Source organism: Pseudomonas sp. MD195_PC81_125, assembly GCF_014060985.1.
In the GTDB taxonomy this organism is placed as follows: Bacteria; Pseudomonadota; Gammaproteobacteria; order Pseudomonadales; family Pseudomonadaceae; genus Aquipseudomonas; species Aquipseudomonas parakoreensis.
Genome location: NZ_JABULD010000973.1, coordinates 1 through 751, shown reverse-complemented (window position 1 = coordinate 751; position 751 = coordinate 1). Strand labels below are relative to the sequence as shown.

General features: G+C 53.7%; 1 pseudogene. It reads right to left on the bottom strand.

Annotated features, from left to right (window positions below):
• Positions 1 to 751, bottom strand: a pseudogene (locus HT737_RS30670) (hypothetical protein); the annotation flags it as partial.

Genomic DNA, 751 nt, shown 5'->3' with positions numbered 1-751 from the left:
TGATTTGTCTGGTTGTAAAAATAGACTGAAATGTCGCTGAACTGGGCGAACCTGCAATAGCAACTGACAGCGGAATAACCCCAGTTGAAGTTTATGCGCATGTCTTGCGAGGTACCCGAAGCGTCCACGTGCATTTCAAGAATCTGCCCCGAACTTCTGTTGGCTATGGCGCTGAATGGTCCTCCGTGAGTTGGCTTGATACTCGAAAGAGCGGTGATCCCGAGGCTTCCACTTCCTCCGGAAAATGCAATTGTCATGCTGGGCAAAGTAATCTGTCCGCCAGCCGTTATGGTTCGGGATGGATAACTATCGAAGTTCTCCGAAAGCACGACTTGCACCGTCAGTTTCCTCTGCGCCGAAACGGCGCCCGAGCCATACACGGCTTTTACGGTGAAACTGTGCAGGCCGGCGATGAGTTCGGAAACTGTCTGCGTCCACACTCCCGAAGCGTTCACCTTGATCTGTCCCTTGCGGACACTGCCGTCGTAAATTTCGACCAGCGCATTGGGGCTCGCTGCACCGGTCAAGACGATTTTTTTCTCATAGGTAGACGCACCGTTGGCAATCTCGCTGGTATTGATCGTGCCTTTTACCGAAGTAATCGTCGGCGCCACCTCCTGCCCTACGATCACCGTCCACACTGGCGAAACAGTACTCGACCCGTACAGCGCTTTTGCCGTGAATCCGTGACTGGCTCGGGTCAGACCCGTGAGTGTGAATCTCCATTTACCACTGCCGTCTGCCTTGACCT